This is a genomic window from Mesorhizobium sp. M5C.F.Ca.ET.164.01.1.1, from assembly GCF_004792125.1.
Lineage (GTDB): Bacteria > Pseudomonadota > Alphaproteobacteria > Rhizobiales > Rhizobiaceae > Mesorhizobium > Mesorhizobium wenxiniae.
Window position 1 is genome coordinate 1 of the sequence record NZ_SRTG01000544.1, and the last position, 290, is coordinate 290.

General features: G+C 68.3%; 1 pseudogene. It reads right to left on the bottom strand.

Features of this window, described 5'->3' with window-relative positions:
- A pseudogene (locus tag EN807_RS34665) lies at positions 1–290 on the bottom strand (nodulation protein NfeD); the annotation flags it as partial.

Consider the following 290-nt stretch of genomic DNA (forward strand, 5'->3'; position numbering starts at 1 on the left):
GTGTGCTCTTCCGATCTGTGCCGGGCGCCATCGCCGCGACGTGGGTGGCGTACAGGATGTAGGTGCCGGCGCTGGCCGCATGGCCACCGGAGGGCGCGACATAGCCGATGACGGGCACGGGCGAGGCCAGGATGTCGGCGATCATCTCGCGCATTGAGGTGACCAGGCCGCCTGGCGTATCGAGCTGAAGGATGAGCACCGCGGCATCGCGCTTGGCGGCGGTGTCGAACGCTTCCTCAAGCTGCCTGGTGCTGGCCGGCCCGATGGCGCCGTCAATGGCGACGCTCAAT